At 44.6% G+C, this 17,351-nt stretch carries 15 protein-coding genes; all 15 read left to right on the forward strand.

The window, feature by feature from the left end; translation table 11 throughout:
- On the forward strand, window positions 1–1,251 hold the full coding sequence (purD, locus tag FC33_RS03990; RefSeq protein WP_057827332.1) for a phosphoribosylamine--glycine ligase: 1,251 nt from the start codon (window positions 1–3) through the stop codon (window positions 1,249–1,251).
- A 59-nt stretch (window positions 1,252–1,310) separates the two neighbouring features.
- The gene (locus FC33_RS03995) at window positions 1,311–2,969 is read left to right on the forward strand and encodes a formate--tetrahydrofolate ligase (RefSeq protein ID WP_057827333.1); all 1,659 of its coding nucleotides are present in this window, start codon (window positions 1,311–1,313) and stop codon (window positions 2,967–2,969) included.
- Between the two features lie 70 nt (window positions 2,970–3,039).
- Entirely contained in the window at window positions 3,040–3,492 is a 453-nt protein-coding gene (lspA, locus tag FC33_RS04000; protein WP_057827334.1) for a signal peptidase II, read from the forward strand.
- On the forward strand, window positions 3,485–4,390 hold the full coding sequence (locus tag FC33_RS04005; protein WP_057827335.1) for an RluA family pseudouridine synthase: 906 nt from the start codon (window positions 3,485–3,487) through the stop codon (window positions 4,388–4,390). The genes lspA and FC33_RS04005 overlap by 8 nt, the downstream gene beginning before the upstream one ends.
- A gap of 138 nt (window positions 4,391–4,528) precedes the next feature.
- Window positions 4,529–5,056, forward strand: a complete 528-nt coding sequence (gene pyrR / locus FC33_RS04010) for a bifunctional pyr operon transcriptional regulator/uracil phosphoribosyltransferase PyrR (protein WP_057827336.1) — start codon at window positions 4,529–4,531, stop codon at window positions 5,054–5,056.
- Between the two features lie 181 nt (window positions 5,057–5,237).
- Window positions 5,238–6,188 (forward strand): aspartate carbamoyltransferase catalytic subunit, encoded by a 951-nt coding sequence (locus tag FC33_RS04015; RefSeq protein WP_057827337.1) that lies wholly within the window; start codon window positions 5,238–5,240, stop codon window positions 6,186–6,188.
- Window positions 6,188–7,468: a dihydroorotase gene (locus FC33_RS04020; RefSeq protein WP_057827338.1), complete on the forward strand. Its 1,281-nt coding sequence runs from the start codon at window positions 6,188–6,190 to the stop codon at window positions 7,466–7,468. The genes FC33_RS04015 and FC33_RS04020 overlap by 1 nt, the downstream gene beginning before the upstream one ends.
- Window position 7,469: 1 nt before the next feature.
- The gene (locus FC33_RS04025; protein ID WP_057827339.1) at window positions 7,470–8,555 is read left to right on the forward strand and encodes a carbamoyl phosphate synthase small subunit; all 1,086 of its coding nucleotides are present in this window, start codon (window positions 7,470–7,472) and stop codon (window positions 8,553–8,555) included.
- Window positions 8,548–11,724: a carbamoyl-phosphate synthase large subunit gene (carB, locus tag FC33_RS04030; RefSeq protein ID WP_057827340.1), complete on the forward strand. Its 3,177-nt coding sequence runs from the start codon at window positions 8,548–8,550 to the stop codon at window positions 11,722–11,724. The genes FC33_RS04025 and carB overlap by 8 nt, the downstream gene beginning before the upstream one ends.
- Before the next feature lie 13 nt (window positions 11,725–11,737).
- Complete coding sequence (locus FC33_RS04035) at window positions 11,738–12,682, forward strand: dihydroorotate dehydrogenase (RefSeq protein WP_057827341.1); 945 nt, start codon at window positions 11,738–11,740, stop codon at window positions 12,680–12,682.
- The gene (gene pyrF, locus FC33_RS04040; RefSeq protein ID WP_057827538.1) at window positions 12,672–13,388 is read left to right on the forward strand and encodes an orotidine-5'-phosphate decarboxylase; all 717 of its coding nucleotides are present in this window, start codon (window positions 12,672–12,674) and stop codon (window positions 13,386–13,388) included. The genes FC33_RS04035 and pyrF overlap by 11 nt, the downstream gene beginning before the upstream one ends.
- 1 nt (window position 13,389) lies before the next feature.
- Window positions 13,390–14,013, forward strand: coding sequence for an orotate phosphoribosyltransferase (gene pyrE, locus FC33_RS04045; RefSeq protein WP_057827342.1), 624 nt, complete (start codon window positions 13,390–13,392; stop codon window positions 14,011–14,013).
- A gap of 294 nt (window positions 14,014–14,307) precedes the next feature.
- Window positions 14,308–15,273: a LysR family transcriptional regulator gene (locus FC33_RS04050; protein WP_057827539.1), complete on the forward strand. Its 966-nt coding sequence runs from the start codon at window positions 14,308–14,310 to the stop codon at window positions 15,271–15,273.
- Window positions 15,274–15,313: 40 nt separating this feature from the next.
- A complete protein-coding gene (locus FC33_RS04055; protein WP_057827343.1) occupies window positions 15,314–16,240 on the forward strand; it encodes a manganese-dependent inorganic pyrophosphatase in 927 nt (308 codons plus the stop codon).
- Window positions 16,241–16,373: 133 nt separating this feature from the next.
- Window positions 16,374–17,300, forward strand: a complete 927-nt coding sequence (locus FC33_RS04060) for an alpha/beta hydrolase (protein ID WP_057827344.1) — start codon at window positions 16,374–16,376, stop codon at window positions 17,298–17,300.
- The last annotated feature ends 51 nt before the right edge of the window (window positions 17,301–17,351 follow it).

Genomic DNA, 17,351 nt, shown 5'->3' on the forward strand with positions numbered 1-17,351 from the left:
ATGAAGGTATTAGTAATTGGAAGCGGCGGCCGCGAATTTGCGATTTGCCGAAAATTGAAGGCGAGTGCCCTGATCGATGAAGTTTACTGCGCGCCGGGCAATCCTGGAATGGAACGGATCGGTGTTCATTCAGTCGGAATTCAAGAAAATAACTTTGAAGCATTGGCGGCATTTGCAAGCCAATATGCCATTACGTGGACAATGGTGGGGCCGGAAGATGCATTAGCAGATGGAATCGTGGATTACTTTACGAGCAATGGTTTGAAAATCATCGGGCCGGATAAACAAGCGGCCCAATTGGAAAGTTCAAAGGATTTTGCGTTGAACTTTATGCAAAAATTCCATATTCCAACTGCGCAACATCAAACATGCACTTCAATGGAAGAGGTTGATGCGGTGCTTGCCCAAACTTCATACCCAACGGTCATTAAGGAAGATGGTCTTGCTGGTGGGAAGGGCGTCTTTATCGTTGAAAATCAAAAGGAAGCCCTGAAGGTTCTTGCAACCCTGAAAGTTTCGCCGCAAACCCCAGTGATTTTTGAAGAATATCTTGATGGTCCGGAATATTCGATTTTTGTTTTGCTGAACCAAAAGTCATTTCAAATTTTACCGGTGGCACAGGATCACAAAAAAATCTTTGATCATGATCGCGGACCAAACACGGGCGGCATGGGGGCTTACAGTCCCGTTCCGCAATTTGATCAGGCGGCGTTTGACCGGACAGTCAAAGAAATCGTTGAACCAACGATCAACGGAATTCACACCATGGGTTTCAATTATACCGGAATTATTTATATTGGAATCATGATGACGGCCAATGGTCCGAAAGTGATCGAATATAATGTCCGGTTGGGTGATCCTGAAACCCAGGTCGTTTTGCCGCGGATTAAAAATGATTTTGGAAAATTGCTGACTGAATGCGTTGATCAGGAAGTCCTTGATCCGATTGAAGTCGATCCGCAAGCCTACGTCAACGTTGTCCTTGCAGCCAAGGGATACCCGCAAAACTATGTTAAGGGTCAATTATTACCGAATTTTGAAATTCAAAGCCGGGGGATGATCGATTACGCCAACGTTGCTGTTGATGACCAAGAACGATTGATCGGAAACGGCGGTCGGATTTTATCCGTAATCGGGATTGGCGATTCGATCAGAGAAGCCCAAGCGAATGCCTACGAAATCCTAAGCAATCATCCAGTCAGCCAAACATATTACCGGCATGATATTGCAAATCGCGCAGTTCAGAAATGAGTTTTTGGCTTAAATAAGATATAATAAAAATTACTTAATTTACATAGGAGGTTTACGCAATGAATGATATTGAAATTGCTCAACAAACAGAAATGGAACCAATTGTTGATGTTGCTCACAAAGTTGGTTTAACTGAAGACGACCTTGAATTATACGGGAAATACAAGGCCAAGGTTTCACTACCATTGAAGAAGAAAACGCAAACCAAAGGGAAGATGATCCTGGTAACGGCGATCAACCCAACACCTGCGGGTGAAGGAAAATCAACCGTAACGATCGGGTTAGCCGATGCAATGAGTGCAATCGGTAAAAAGACAATGGTTGCTTTGCGTGAACCTTCTTTAGGACCGGTTATGGGCGTTAAAGGCGGTGCAACCGGTGGTGGTTATTCACAAGTTGTCCCAATGGAAGACATCAACTTGCACTTTACCGGTGATATGCATGCCTTAACTGCCGCTAACAATACTTTAGCTGCTTTGATCGATAATCATATTTACCAAGGCAACGAACTTGGAATCGATCAACGGCGGGTGATTTGGAAACGCGTTTTGGATATCAATGACCGGGCATTGCGCCATACAGTGATCGGTTTGGGCGGTCCAACTCAAGGGGTTCCGCGGGAAGACGGTTTTGATATTACGGTTGCTTCTGAATTGATGGCTGTTTTATGTTTGGCAACGGATCTGAATGATTTGAAAAAGCGGATCGGTCAAATCGTAATCGGCTATAACTTTGACCGCGAACCAGTAACGGTTGATCAATTAGGCGTAACTGATGCGATCACATTGCTTTTGAAGGATGCCATCAAGCCAAACCTGGTTCAAACCCTCGAACATACTCCCGCTTTAGTTCATGGCGGCCCGTTTGCAAACATTGCTCATGGCTGCAACAGTATTATTGCAACCCGGACAAGTATGGAATTAGCTGATTACACGTTGACGGAAGCCGGTTTTGGAGCTGACTTAGGGGCTGAAAAATTCTTAGACATTGTATGTCCCCGGTTAGGCAAAACACCGGATGCAATCGTGATCGTTGCTACTGTTCGCGCATTGAAGATGAACGGCGGCGTTGCCAAGGACAATTTAAATGAAGAAAACGTTGAAGCTGTTCAAAAGGGATATGTCAACTTACAACGGCACATCCGTAACATGAAGCGCTATGGCATTCCGGTTGTAGTTGCGGTTAATAAATTTGCCACGGATACCGATGCTGAATTAAATCAGGTGATTGACCTTTGCAAGGCTGATAATGCGGATGCGTACATTTCAGATGGTTGGGCAAAAGGTTCAAAAGGCGTAATCGATTTAGCCCACGCAGTTGTCGATGCTTGTGACCAAGAATCAGACTTCAAGCCGCTTTATCAACCAGAAGATTCAATTGAACAAAAGATTGAAACCTTGGTTACGAAGTTCTATGGTGGCGCAAAGGTTGAATACAGTCCAAAGGCTAAACGCCAAATCAAACAATTCGCCAAACTTGGCTGGGATAAAATGCCGGTCTGCATGGCCAAGACCCAATATTCATTCTCAGATAATGCGAAGTTGCTTGGCGCTCCAACCGGCTTTACCGTTCACATCCGGGAATTTGTTCCAAAATTAGGGGCTCAATTTATCGTTGCGTTGACCGGAAATGTATTAACCATGCCTGGTTTACCAAAGGTTCCAGCCGCCAACGGAATGCATGTTGATGAAAACGGCAAGATCAGCGGCTTGTACTAATTTTGGAATTATACAAATCACTCAAAAAAAGGTAAACTAAATATCGAAGTTTAAAAACGGAGGTAGGAAGATGCCTTTAATTGGTTATCTAGCGGTCAGTCTGATGATTTTCGGACTTGACCAGTTAGTGAAATATCTGGTCGTAACGCATATTAAACTTGATACGACGATCAGCTTTATTCCGCATGTTCTCTCGTTGAGTAATGTACGCAATGATGGCGCAGCATGGAGTATCCTTCAAGGGCAGCAGTTATTGCTGTTTGTGATTACGATTGCAGCGTTAGTGGTTATGCTTGTTTTGCTGAAGAAAAATCGGAATGATCGGTTGTTTGTCTGGGCATTGACCCTGATGATCGGGGGGACATTGGGTAACTTTCTTGACCGGTTGCGGTTAGGGTACGTGGTTGATATGTTTACCTTTGATTTTATGAACTTTCCGATTTTTAACGTTGCTGATTGTGCGTTGACGGTCGGGGTGATTTTACTGATAATTGCGTTATTTACAGGTGATGACAATGAGTGATTATGTAATTACTGATCAAACAGGAAGAATTGACAAAGTGTTAACGGCCCTTGAACCGGGAATTACCCGCTCGCAGTTGAAGAATTTGATCAATGACGGGCATGTGACGGTCAACGGGCAGGCGGTGAAACCAAAATATAAGGTGCACGCTGGCGATAAAATTTCACTGGTCAAACCTGAACCGCAATCGTTAGAATTAACGCCTGAAAATATTCCGCTTGATATTGTTTATGAAGACGATGACGTGATTGTCGTCAATAAACCGCAAGGAATGGTGGTTCATCCTGCTCCCGGGCATCCGGATCACACGCTGGTCAATGCGCTGTTATACCATTCGCCGTTATCAACGATCAACGGAACCTTCCGCCCGGGAATCGTTCACCGGATCGATAAGGATACGTCTGGCTTATTGATGGTTGCGAAAAATGACTTAGCGCATCAAAGTTTAGCTGAGCAGTTACGTAACAAAACTAATAAGCGGGAGTATCTCGCCTTGGTGTACGGTCAGATCAAAGAAGATGAGGGCACGATCGATGCGCCGCTTGGCCGAAATCCGCAAGATCGCAAGAAGCAAGCGGTCGTGAAGGGCGGCCGCTATGCCGTGACCCACTTTAAGGTAATCAAACGGTATGATAACTTTACGCTTGTAAAATGTATTCTTGAAACCGGTCGGACACATCAAATTCGGGTTCACATGAAGTACATTGGGCATCCGCTTGTCGGCGATCCGTTATACGGTCCGCGCAAGATGATCGGGAAGAATGGGCAGTTTTTACATGCTGCATTATTAGGGTTTAAGCACCCGCGGACGGGCAAGGAAATGGTCTTCGAAGCCCCGCTTCCAGAAAATTTTCAAAAAATGCTGGATAAGCTTGACAAGCAACAGCACAAAGGTTAAATTTAAATTGATAAAAGACCTTGAAACTAGTCCCGTGAGGCTAAAAAGGTTCGCAAACGTTCGTTAGCAAGCTGGCTTAGTCGATACGAAATTAGTTTTGTAGAGGCTGAGCCCTTTTGTTTTTGAGGAGGAATCAATATGGCAAAGGAAATTTATGATGAAATGGCGGTCAAACGGGCGCTTACCCGGATGACTTACGAAATCATCGAACGCAACAAAGGAATTGACAACCTGGTGATTGTTGGAATTAAGACCCGCGGAGCATACCTTGCTCAACGGATCGCTAAGCGCTTGGAACAACTTGAAGGTGCAAGTGTTCCCGTTGGCGAACTTGACATTTCAATGTACCGGGATGACCGGAAGCATACTGATGATCCGGTCGTAAAGGATTCGCAATTGCAATTCGACATTACCGGCAAACACGTGATCTTAGTTGATGATGTGCTTTTTACCGGCCGGACGATTCGGGCTGCATTGGATGCCTTGATGGATCAAGGCCGGCCAGATCGAATCAACCTTGCCGTATTGGTTGACCGGGGGCACCGTGAACTTCCAATTCGGCCAGACTTTATTGGAAAGAACATTCCAACAGCGATGGACGAACAGGTTGCCGTTTACGTAAAAGAAATTGACGGTAAAGATGGAATTGATTTAATTAAAAACTAAACATTTATATTAACCATTTAATTGACTCCAGAGAGGGCAAAACGGTTGGTATTCTGTTCTGAAATATAATTGTAATCGATAACTGTATTCCAAAATCAGAACCATAAAAAGGGTAACGCCTATCTGAAGTCAAATTCAGGTAGGCGTTTTTTGATACGCAAAATAAAGGAGAGAAATCATCATGGAAAATGAAATTGCATTTAACCATTTTGTTTCAGTTGAAAATTTAACAAATGATCAAATTTTAACATTGATCCACAATGCAGAAGGATTTAAGAATCAAACCCGGAAAGTGAGCTTAACCGAACCGGTATATGCGGCCAACCTCTTTTTCGAAAATTCAACCCGGACACACACCAGTTTTGATATGGCAGAACGGAAATTAGGAATCCAAGTTATTCCGTTTGATCCGAGCCACTCATCGGTCAATAAAGGGGAAACATTATATGACACGTTATTAACGTTGGAAGCTTTAGGGGTTCAATTAAGTGTGATTCGGCACTCAACGAATAATTACTACGAATCATTGATCAATTTAAATGATGATCAACACCTTCACATGGCAATTATGAATGGTGGCGACGGCAGCGGCCAGCATCCATCCCAAAGCATGCTTGATTTAATGACGATTTATGAAGAATTCGGTCATTTTGACGGGTTAAAGATTGCGATTGTCGGGGATATTACAAGTTCTCGGGTCGCCCGCAGTAACATGCAAGCTCTTCACCATTTAGGCGCTGAATTGTACTTTGCTGGTCCGGATTACTGGTATGATCCCCAATTTGATAAATATGGCAAACACGTTGACCTTGATGATGTGATCGATCAAATCAACGTTGCAATGCTTTTACGGGTCCAGCACGAACGCCACGCCGGCGATGAAAATGAAGACCAATTCTCAGCAACCAGCTACCATGAAAAATACGGGTTAACAAATAAGCGGTATCAGCAAATGAAGAAGAAAGCCATTATCATGCATCCGGGTCCGATCAACCGCGATGTCGAATTTTCATCAAACTTGGTTGAAGCTGAAAAATCACGGTTCTTCCGGCAAATGCAAAATGGCGTCTTCATGCGGATGGCAATGATCGAAGCCGTTTTGCGCGGCAATCATCTTGGAGGGCTTCAATAATGCAATTATTGTTAAAAAACGGTCAGGTTTATCAAAATAATAGCTTTATCAAAGCGGATGTTTTGATTGAAGATCAGAAAATCAAGGCCATTGGCAAGTTAAATTATAGCGCCGATCAGGAAATCGATGTTACCGGTAAGATCGTTGTTCCCGGACTGGTTGACGTTCACGTTCATTACCGTGATCCGGGTCTAACATACAAAGAAGATGTTCATACCGGGACAATGGCAGCGGCGCATGGCGGCTTTACTACCACCTGTGCGATGGCAAACGTTGATCCGGTTCCGAATACGCCAGAATTAATTCACCAGATGATGGCGCATAACCGGCAAATCGGGGTTGTGCATGTTTACCAGTATGCTCCGATCACCGCTGATCTAACTTCAGATCAATTGATCGACTATCAAGCAATGCAACAACTTGGAGTTTGTGGCTTCAGTAATGATGGGCACGGCGTTCAGCATGGCGGCACAATGTACAAGGCAATGCAGGGGATTCAAGCAGTCAACTTGCCATTGGCGGAACATGTTGAAGATGATTCACTGAAATTCAACGGGGTGATGAACGAAGGCGCAAACGCGGAGAAATTAGGATTAGCCGGAATCCCAGGGGAATGTGAATCTTCACAATTAGCACGGGATTTGGTTTTAGCAGCAAAAACGGGCGTGCATTATCATGTCTGCCATGTTTCAACGAAGGAAAGCGTGGAGATGATTCGCATCGCCAAGTCAATGGGAATCAACGTAACCTGTGAAGCAGCGCCGCATCATTTGTTATTAAATGACGGGATGATCACGACGGATGATGCGTATTACAAAATGAATCCGCCGTTGCGGACTGCTGAAGACCAGGAAGCCCTGATTGAAGGATTGCTTGACGGAACGATCGACATGATTGCCACTGATCACGCACCGCATGCAGATGATGAAAAGCTGCATGGAATGGTTGGTGCGGCATTCGGAATCACTGGCAGTGAAACGGCCTTTTCAAGTTTGTACACGCACTTGGTAAAGCCGGGTAAGTGTTCGCTTGAACAGTTGATTGATTGGCTGACCGTGCAACCCGCAAAATTATTCAACTTAACGCGGGCTGGAATGCTGCGGATCGGCGATGCCGCTGACATTGCGGTGTTTGATTTAGATCATCCATTCAAATTCAGTGAAGCAGACTATTTATCAAAAGGAAGAAATACACCGTTTACGGGACGTGAATTGTACGGGCAAACGGTAATGACAATTGTTGATGGCGAAATTAAATACCAACGAGAGAAGGAGCTTTAAGATGAAACGATACTTGGTTTTGGAAGACGGAAATGTGTTTGAAGGCGAAGCATTTGGTTCAAGTCACATTACGACTGGTGAAATTGTTTTTTCAACCGGAATGACGGGTTACCAAGAAGCAATCACCGACCAATCATATGCTGATCAGATTTTAGTATTTACAAACCCGCTGATTGGAAATTATGGGGTCAACCTTGATGATTATGAATCGTTGCAACCGAAGTGCCGCGGGGTCGTTTGCCGCGAATTGGCCCGGTATGCAAGCAACTGGCGCAAGCAGGACACCCTTGATCACTTTTTGAAACAGAATCACATTCCGGGAATCAGCGGAATCGATACCCGGCGGTTAACAAAAATCATTCGCGAACACGGGACGATGAAGGGGTGCCTTGTAAATTCGATCGAAGATAAGGAACACACGATCGAACAATTACGGGCAACGGTTTTGACCGACCAGCTGGTTGACATGGTTTCAACCAAACAACCGTATCCAAATCCAGGGACGGAACGGAATGTGATTGTCGTTGACTTTGGCGCCAAGCACAGTATTTTGCGGGAATTAGCTAAACGTAATTGCAATACGATCGTGATGCCGTATACCGTAACGGCGGAAGAAATTTTGCAACTTCATCCGGATGGCGTTTTGCTTTCAAACGGCCCTGGTGACCCGAAGAGCCTGCCGCAAGCCATCCAGATGATCCAAGGCATTATGGGAAAAGTCCCGATCATGGGTGTTTGCTTAGGTCATCAGTTAATGTGCCTTGCAAACGGGGCGGACACGTTCAAGATGAAATTCGGCCACCGCGGATTCAACCACCCGGTTCGGGAAATTGCGACGGGTGAAATTGCATTTACTTCCCAAAACCACGGATATGCCGTTGATCCGGAATCATTAAAGGGAACCGACTTAATGCCGACCCACATTGAAATCAACGACGGAACGATCGAAGGCGTTCGGCACCGCAAGTATCCGGCATTTTCAACTCAATTCCACCCGGATGCAGCTCCGGGGCCGCACGATGCAGTTAGTTTGTACGATGACTTTATGCAAATGATCGACAAGAGAAGGGGCGAACAAGGTGACTAAGAGAACTGATATTCACAAGATTATGGTACTTGGATCTGGACCAATCATCATTGGCCAGGCGGCTGAATTTGATTATTCCGGAACGCAAGCATGTTTGGCGTTGAAAGAAGAAGGGTATGAAGTTGTGTTAGTCAACTCCAACCCCGCAACGATCATGACTGATAACGAAATTGCCGATCATGTTTACCTTGAACCGTTAACGGTTGAATCGGTTGAACGGATTATTCGGCAAGAATATCCGGATGCGATTTTACCAACTTTAGGCGGTCAAATCGGATTGAATTTGGCCATTGAATTAGACAAAACCGGAATTTTAGATGAATTCAACATTGAATTGCTGGGAACGAACCTTCAAGCTATTGATGAAGCTGAAGACCGGGAAAAATTCAAGGCATTGATGAAACAATTGAATGAACCGGTTCCGCCTTCACGCAGTGTCAATACGGTCAAGGAAGCAACGGACTATGCTGAAGAAATCGGCTATCCGGTAATTGTGCGGCCAGCCTTCACGATGGGCGGAACTGGCGGCGGCATGTGCAAGAACCGCGAAGAACTTGAACGGATCGCCGCAAACGGGCTTGATCTTTCACCCGCAACCCAATGCTTGATTGAAAAATCAATTGCCGGGTTTAAGGAAATTGAATTTGAAGTAATGCGCGATGCTGCGGACAACGCAATGGTCGTCTGCTCGATGGAAAACGTTGATCCGGTCGGAACGCATACCGGCGATTCGATCGTGGTTGCACCAACCCAAACGTTATCGGATCGTGATTACGAAATGCTGCGGGATTGCTCATTGAAATTGATTCGCGCGTTGAAGATCGAAGGCGGCTGCAATGTTCAGCTTGCGTTGGATCCAAAGAGTTACCAATATTACATTATCGAAGTTAACCCGCGGGTTTCACGGTCATCAGCGTTAGCCTCAAAGGCTACCGGTTACCCGATTGCCAAGCTGGCAGCGAAGATCGCGGTCGGCTTGACCCTTGATGAAATTAAGAACCCCGTTACCGAAACGACCTTTGCGGAATTTGAACCGGCATTGGACTACGTTGTTACGAAGATTCCGCGCTGGCCATTTGATAAGTTCCGCGATGCTGATCGGCGGTTAGGCAGTCAAATGAAGGCTACTGGGGAAGTCATGGCTTTGGGACGCAACCTTGAAGAATCCCTTCAAAAGGCGGTTCGGTCATTGGAAATTGATGAAGATGATTTGATTTCTGAAACATGCCGCCAAGCTTCAGATGAAGAAGTTGAAAATCGGTTAGTCAACGCCCAAGATGACCGGATCTTTTATCTGGTAGAAGCTTTCCGGCGCGGTTATACCTTAGAAGAAGTGCATGAATTAACCAAAATTGACCGTTACTTCCTCGATATTTTGATGCACATTGTGGAAATTGAAAAGGAACTTGCGGAAAATGTCAATGACCTTGCAACCCTGAAAAAGGCTAAACGTTATGGCTTTAGTGATTTAACGATTGCGAAGTTATGGAAGACAACGCCGGATGACGTGCGGCAATTCCGGTTGAGTAATCACGTGATTCCGGTCTATAAGATGGTTGATACCTGCGCCGCTGAATTTGCTTCTGAAACGCCATATTTTTACAGTACATATGATGAAGAAAACGAAAGCCGCAAGTCAGATCAAAAATCAGTGCTGGTTATTGGTTCAGGCCCGATCCGAATCGGTCAAGGGGTTGAATTTGATTACGCAACGGTTCACTGCGTTAAGGCATTGCAAAAGCTTGGGTATGAAGCAATTGTTATGAATTCGAATCCTGAGACGGTTTCAACGGATTTTTCGGTATCCGATAAGTTGTACTTCGAACCATTGACCCTTGAAGATGTCTTGAATGTGATCGCCCTTGAACAACCGGAAGGCGTCATTCTTCAATTTGGCGGTCAAACCGCAATCAACCTGGCGGCCGGATTGGATGCACACGGTGTTCGGGTATTAGGAACAACCGTGAAGGATCTTGACCGGGCCGAAGACCGTGAATTGTTTGACCAAGCAATCAAGAAACTTGGATTGAAGCAACCGCAAGGCGATACGGCAACGACTCCGGAACAGGTTAAGGAAATCGCTCATCGGTTAGGTTATCCCGTTCTTGTACGACCAAGTTATGTTCTCGGCGGCCGGGCAATGGAAATTATTTATTCAGACGATGAACTTGATGAATACTTGAGTCAGCACGCCCCGGCCAACGGCGACCACCCAATTTTGGTCGATGCCTATCTTGAAGGCAAAGAATGTGAAGTTGATGCCATCTGTGACGGTGAAAATGTTTTGATTCCAGGAATCATGGAACATATTGAACAAGCCGGAATTCACTCTGGGGATTCAATGGCCGTTTACCCACCGCAATCATTCAGTCAAAAGATCAAGGAACAAATCGTTGAAATTACGGCTAAATTGGCGGTCGAACTGAAATGCGTCGGGATTATGAACATTCAATTCATCGTTCACCAAGGCGAAGTTTACGTTCTCGAAGTTAACCCGCGGGCAAGTCGGACAGTGCCGTTCTTAAGTAAGATCACCGGAATTCCAATGGCACAAGTTGCAACCCGGGCAATTATGGGCGAATCCCTTGTTCAACAAGGATACAAGCTTGGATTGGCTCCCGAAAGCCAAAACGTTTCGGTTAAGGCACCAGTCTTCTCATTCAATAAATTAGCCGATGTTGACAGCTACTTAGGACCGGAAATGAAGTCGACTGGGGAAGTCATGGGAACCGACCGTGAATTTGAAAAGGCATTGTACAAGGCTTTTGAAGGGGCTGGAATGCAGTTACCAGAAACCGGAACGGTCTTGTTGACGATCGATGACCACAATAAACAAGAAGCCCTTCAAATTGCCCGGCGCTTTGAAAAGATGGGTTACCGGATCGCAGCTACTAAAGGAACGGCGAAGTTCTTACAGGACAATGGCTTACACGCTAAGGTGGTTGGTAAGATCCACGATTTGCAACCTAACTTATTAAATGAGATCAAAGACCGGAAACTTGATTTGGTAATCAATACAATGGGTCATGATCAAGCCCACAATTCGGACGGCTTTATCATCCGGCAAGCCGCAATTCAACACAACATTCCGTTGTTAACTGCTTTACGGACAGCGGATGCGTTATTGAAAGCCATGGAAAACCGGACATTTATGACCAATGCACTGTAAGGGGGAAGATGAGATGAATTCACGATTAACAGTCAAGCTTCCAGGATTAACGATGAAAAATCCGTTGATGCCTGGAAGCGGAACGTTTGGCTTTGGGGACACCCCCGCTGCTGAAAAAATGGACCTTAACGGGTTAGGAGCATTGGTGATCAAAACAACGACGCCGCATGCGCGGAAAGGTAACCCGCATCCGCAGATCGCAATGTTGAAAAATGGCGTGATCAACTCGGTGGGGTTAACGAATCCTGGGGTTGATGCGGTTGTAAATGAAAAATTACCGTATTTACGGCAAAAGTATCCGGACCTTCCAATCGTGGGCAGTATTGGCGGTTCAAGTGTTGCTGATTACCGGGGCGTTGCACAAAAATTAGCGGATTCCAACATGTTAAACGCATTGGAACTCAACATTTCATGCCCTAATGTTCAAGAAGGCGGAATGGCATTTGGAACGAACCCGCAAACCGTGGAAGAAGTAACCCGCAAGGTGAAGGAAGTAACCGGATCGATTCCGGTTTACGTCAAACTTTCACCCAACGTAACGGACATTACGGCGATTGCCAAGGCGGCTGAACGCGGCGGAGCAGACGGCTTAACGATGATCAATACTTTGCTGGGATTGCATATTGATGTTGAAACCCGGGAATCAGTGATTGGCAACGGAATGGGCGGCTTGTCGGGCGCCATTCTCAAACCGCTTGCCGTGCGGATGATCTACCAAGTTGCGCACGTAACTGATTTACCGATTATTGGAATCGGCGGGGTCGAAACGGTTGACGATGTGCTTGAGATGTTTTTGGCAGGCGCTTCCGCCGTTGGGGTCGGCGCGGCTCACTTTGATGATATGGAAGTGATCCCGCACCTTGCCGCCCAGCTTGAACAGCGAATGGATGAACTGAACATTGAATCACTTGAAGAATTACGAAAAGAAGTAAGGAATGAATTTCGAAATGAAGATTAGTGAACCGATTATTGCGTTAGATTTTCCGGATAAACAAACGACGATCAATTTTCTTGATCAATTTCCGCGGGACCAACACTTGTTTGTGAAGGTCGGAATGGAACTGTATTACAGTGAAGGGCAGGAACTGATCAAGGAACTCAAAGATCGTGGCTACTCAATTTTTCTTGATTTGAAGTGCCATGACATTCCGCATACGGTTGAGCGGGCAATGAAGGTCATTGGAAAGTTACACGTTGATTTAACCACGATCCACGCTGCAGGCGGCTCTGCAATGATCCAAGCTGCCAAGGAAGGAATGCTTGCCGGCAGTAACCAGCACGCGCCAGCTAAGATCTTGGCAATCACCCAGTTAACGTCGATCACCCCGCAAATGCTTGCGGATGAACAGTTGATCACGGTGCCGCTTGAAGACAGTGTCAAGCACTATGCGCAGGTTGCCCAGCAAAACGGCGCGGATGGGGTTGTGTGTTCCGCCAATGAAGCGCAGATGCTGTATCAAACATGCGGCGAAGACTTTTTGAAGATCACCCCTGGAATTCGGTTAGCCGGGGAAAGTGCTGACGACCAAAAGCGGGTCATGACTCCTGGCAAGGCAGCTCAACAACACTCAAACGGACTGGTTGTTGGCCGGTCGATCACCCAAGCAGCCGACGTTCAAGCCGCATATCAACGGGTCAAAAATGAATGGTTGAAGGAGAATTAAGATGAAAGAAATTGCAAAAGACTTATTAAAAATTAAAGCAGTGAAATTATCACCGAACAAACCGTTTACATGGGCCAGCGGAATCAAAAGCCCCATTTATTGTGATAACCGGTTGACAATCAGTTACCCTGAAATTCGCAAACAGATTGCTCAAGGATTAGCAGCGCAAATCAAAGCTGAATTCCCCGATGTCGAAGTGATCGGCGGAGTTGCAACGGCCGGCATTCCGCATGCTGCATGGGTTGCGGATGAATTAGGATTACCGTTGATCTATGTGCGGTCAAAACCCAAAGATCATGGACGCGGAAAACAAATTGAAGGAGTTTTACCAGCCCATGCGAAAACAGTTCTGATCGATGATCTGCTTTCAACGGGCGGCAGTGTGTTAAAAGCTGTTCAAGCAGCTCAAAATGAAGGCGCCGATGTGATCGGCGTCGGCGCAATTTTCAGTTATCAATTACCAGCAGTATCAGCGAACTTTAAACACGCCGGCCTTTCATTTACAACGCTGACCAATTACTCTGAATTGCTTGAAGCGGCAACTGAAGAAAATTACATTGCCGCAGACCAATTAGAAACGTTGGAAAAATGGCGCAAAGCACCCGAAAAGTGGAACAATGACTAGAAATGAGCCTAACAAATAATTTAATTCATTCTTTATTGTTCAGTTATCATTCAATTAGATTTTGAATAAAATTTAGTTAAAAAACAAGCATAAGTGAATTTTTTATTATCAATTTGAATAAATATTAGCAGAAGAAACATTATTTAAATGCTATTTTTAATAGAATGAAAAATTTTCCTATTTTTTTTATTGAATTTATGGTACTATAAAAGACCGGGTGATATTTAATTGATATTATCGTTCGCTGACTGCCGAAAGTTAACGAGATTAGGCTGAGTGAAAGGAATTTTGGATATGAAAGACACGCGGGGCAGCTTTTTGCCATCAAGATCGCTTGATTATTTTCTGCAATTGACTGAAACGATGAATTATACCCAAGCTGCACAAATTTTAGGGATTTCGCAACCTGCATTGACCCAACAGATCAAGAAGTTAGAGAAAAGCATTGGGGCACCGCTTTTTTATAGTGTAGGGAAGAAGCTTCACTTATCTGATGCTGGCTACACGATGTTAGATGCAATTCATCAAATTTATGAAACTGTTAGTCAGGCGACAGACCAAATTCAACGTTCAACTGAAATTAATCAGGGACGTGTGAACATTGGAATTTTAGCTTCAATTGAAAATGATGTCTTTACTGACTTTGCAATTTCATATTACAAGTCTCATCCTGATGTTGAAGTTTCATTCCACACACTGACCCGGCACGAGTTGTGGAAGCAGCTTGAAGATAACCGGATCGATATTGGAATTATGTACCTTCCAGATTCAAGTATTAAAAATTGGAAACCTTACGTTAAAAAGACGATTATTCGGGATGAATTGATCTACTTAGGGCATGACGAACAGATTGCTCATAAGACCCGAATCGATTTGAAAGACGTGGTTGATCAGCCATGGGTTGATTATCCGCAAAACTACTATTTAAGCAATATTATTAATGAACAATTCCGTAAAGCAATGTTGAATACCCCGAAAAGCGTTGCGCACTTTACCCAATCACGGGCATTGTATCACTTTGCCAAGGAAGCAAAGGTCAGCACCGTTTTGCCGGCGTCATGTGCGAATGCATATAACTATGGCATTGATCGGATGGCAAGTGCGTTCTTTAATCCGAAGATCGAATTTGAGCTTTCATTTGTCTTTCGAAAGGGGAAAGAACGGATTCCGCGGATCTCAAACTTGCTTGACGAATTTGATGAATATTTAGTCCAAAAAGACTACATTTCTCGCTTGACAGAGCTTAATAAAATGGAATAATCTTAAAGTGATTTTATTATTGAGTTAAAGGAGCATTTCGATGAAAGAATTAGTTTTTGGACACAAGAATCCAGATACAGATGCAATCGTTGCCGCAAAGGCATACTCATACTTACAAAATAAATTAGGTGCTGACACTGAAGCCGTTGCTTTAGGCGAACCAAACGAAGAAACGCAATTCGTTTTGGATTACTTCAATGAACCAGCACCACGGGTAATCAAGACAGCTTCAAACGAAGTTGACGCTGTAATGTTGATCGACCACAACGAAGCTCAACAAAGTGTTGCCGACATTAAAGACGTTCAAGTAACGCATGTTGTGGACCACCACCGGATCGCGAACTTTGAAACTTCAGCTCCATTATACTACCATGCTGAACCGCTTGGATGCAGCAGTACGATTATCTTGAAGGAATTCAAGCAACACGGCGTTGAAGTTCCTGCTAACATTGCCGGCATGATGTTATCAGCAATTATTTCAGATACATTATTATTGAAATCACCAACAACAACTGACGAAGATGTTGCTGCCGTGAAGGAATTAGCAAAGATTGCTGGCGTTGATTATGAAAAGTACGGTTTGGATATGTTAAAGGCCGGGACAAATCTTGCAAGCAAGTCAGACGAAACATTGATTTCACAAGATGCAAAGTCATTTGATATGAACGGTACTCAAGTTCGCGTTGACCAAATCAACACCGTTGACTTGAATGAAGTCTTTGATCGTGAAGATGGCTTGCGTGCTGCTATTGAAAAGCAAAACAAAGAAAACGGCTATGACTTGTTCTTATTGATGGTTACAAACATCCTTAACTCAGATACACGGTTATTGGTTGTTGGTGAACCGCAATCAGTTGTTGAACAAGCATTCGGTAAGAAGCTTGAAGATAACAAGATGGACTTGCCGGGCGTTGTTTCACGGAAGAAGCAAATCGTTCCTCCACTGGAAGCAGCATTCAATGCTTAATTAAGATTAGAGTAAATACTGAGATACTGAGAGGAAAAGCTATGACATTTGTCATGGCTTTCTTTTTAATTACAGCATTCATTTAATTTGATGTATATTAAAGTTGAAAACATTTCATATGAGGGTGAGTAAGATGCTTTTATTATTAATGATCATCATGATGATCTTGATGTATTGTTACCGGACGGCATTTTATGTTAAGCCGGGCCATCATGAAGATCCGTATAATTTACCGCAAAACGAACAATATCAGCCATACTATCATGCGATGGTCCACCTGGTTGATGCGTTGAATAACGAACCGTATGAGGCGGTTTCAATCAAATCGTTTGATGGATTGACGTTGCGCGGCAGGTTATATATTTATGATGAACATGCACCGATCGAACTGGCATTTAACGGCTATCGAACCGATGGAATCCATGATTGCGGCGGTGTATTTCAGATTGCCCGGCGGTTAGGGCATAACATGCTGGTCGTTGATCAACGGGCAACCGGGGATAGCGACGGCAATGTCATCTCATTCGGGATCAACGAACGGTACGATGTTGTTGCCTGGGCAGAGTATATTGCGCACCATTACCCGCAGATGAAAATTGTTCTGGTTGGCGGGTCGTTAGGCGCAGCGACCGTTTTAATGGCTTCGGAATTGAAGTTACCGGTCAACGTTGTCGGGGTGGTGGCTGACAGTGCATACACTTCGCCAAAAGCCATCATTAAAAAGGTCATTCAGCGAATGAACCTTTCGCCAACGATCATGTATCCGTTCGTGAAGTTGAGTGCCAAACTTTTCGGGCATTTTAACTTGGAGGCATCATCGCCGATTCAGGCGGTTCGGAAAACCAAGTTACCGGTTTTGATCATTCATGGCGAAGATGACCGCTATGTCCCGTGTTCAATGGCCCATCAAAACTACGCAGCATGCAAATCACCGATCAAAATGTTATTGACGATTCCAAAGGGACCGCATGATATCAGCTTATTGGTTGATTGGGACAAATACCAAGGAACGGTTGTGAAGTTCTTCAAGCGGATCGGCGTTCCGGTGAAAAAGGAATGATTTAGTTAGAGGCTGTGACATAAGTCGCAGCCTCTTTTTGATAAATTAAAC

Source organism: Ligilactobacillus aviarius subsp. aviarius DSM 20655 (assembly GCF_001436315.1).
GTDB lineage: Bacteria > Bacillota > Bacilli > Lactobacillales > Lactobacillaceae > Ligilactobacillus > Ligilactobacillus aviarius.

What these genes read in the sequence shown, in the direction of transcription:
- purD (WP_057827332.1), top strand. Translation starts at nt 1, where the DNA reads ATGAAGGTATTAGTAATTGGAAGCGGCGGCCGCGAATTTGCGATTTGC.
- FC33_RS03995 (WP_057827333.1), top strand. Translation starts at nt 1,311, where the DNA reads ATGAATGATATTGAAATTGCTCAACAAACAGAAATGGAACCAATTGTT.
- lspA (WP_057827334.1), top strand. Translation starts at nt 3,040, where the DNA reads ATGCCTTTAATTGGTTATCTAGCGGTCAGTCTGATGATTTTCGGACTT.
- FC33_RS04005 (WP_057827335.1), top strand. Translation starts at nt 3,485, where the DNA reads ATGAGTGATTATGTAATTACTGATCAAACAGGAAGAATTGACAAAGTG.
- pyrR (WP_057827336.1), top strand. Translation starts at nt 4,529, where the DNA reads ATGGCAAAGGAAATTTATGATGAAATGGCGGTCAAACGGGCGCTTACC.
- FC33_RS04015 (WP_057827337.1), top strand. Translation starts at nt 5,238, where the DNA reads ATGGAAAATGAAATTGCATTTAACCATTTTGTTTCAGTTGAAAATTTA.
- FC33_RS04020 (WP_057827338.1), top strand. Translation starts at nt 6,188, where the DNA reads ATGCAATTATTGTTAAAAAACGGTCAGGTTTATCAAAATAATAGCTTT.
- FC33_RS04025 (WP_057827339.1), top strand. Translation starts at nt 7,470, where the DNA reads ATGAAACGATACTTGGTTTTGGAAGACGGAAATGTGTTTGAAGGCGAA.
- FC33_RS04035 (WP_057827341.1), top strand. Translation starts at nt 11,738, where the DNA reads ATGAATTCACGATTAACAGTCAAGCTTCCAGGATTAACGATGAAAAAT.
- pyrF (WP_057827538.1), top strand. Translation starts at nt 12,672, where the DNA reads ATGAAGATTAGTGAACCGATTATTGCGTTAGATTTTCCGGATAAACAA.
- pyrE (WP_057827342.1), top strand. Translation starts at nt 13,390, where the DNA reads ATGAAAGAAATTGCAAAAGACTTATTAAAAATTAAAGCAGTGAAATTA.
- FC33_RS04050 (WP_057827539.1), top strand. Translation starts at nt 14,308, where the DNA reads ATGAAAGACACGCGGGGCAGCTTTTTGCCATCAAGATCGCTTGATTAT.
- FC33_RS04055 (WP_057827343.1), top strand. Translation starts at nt 15,314, where the DNA reads ATGAAAGAATTAGTTTTTGGACACAAGAATCCAGATACAGATGCAATC.
- FC33_RS04060 (WP_057827344.1), top strand. Translation starts at nt 16,374, where the DNA reads ATGCTTTTATTATTAATGATCATCATGATGATCTTGATGTATTGTTAC.